Raw genomic sequence first — 289 nt, 5'->3', positions numbered from 1 at the left:
GATATGGATTGCCCGCGCTGCCTGTTCCTGCTGTGAGCCTTGATTGATGAAAGAAAGCTGCACGTTCACGCTTGCGTCAAAGTAATTGAGGAAATCGCACCAGTTTTCAAAAATGGCGGTCTTATCGTCTGCCTGCGCAAGCTGATAGTTAATGTCCTCAAAAGCAATGCTCTTTGAATACTTCCGCTGCGCCACTTTGCAGATACCGTCCGGGTACATGGCAAGGTAGGGAATGGTCTGCTGTGCGGTGTGGGCTTTGCCGTCCCCCTTTGCCTGCCGGATAACCGCC

Annotated in this window: 1 pseudogene; it reads right to left on the bottom strand. The window is 52.2% G+C overall.

Annotated features, from left to right (window positions below):
* Positions 1–289 (bottom strand): annotated as a pseudogene (locus tag PZH32_RS13800) (hypothetical protein); the annotation flags it as partial.

It is taken from the genome of Adlercreutzia equolifaciens (genome assembly GCF_029076695.1).
GTDB lineage: Bacteria > Actinomycetota > Coriobacteriia > Coriobacteriales > Eggerthellaceae > Adlercreutzia > Adlercreutzia equolifaciens_A.
This window is presented reverse-complemented; position numbering and strand designations above follow the sequence as displayed.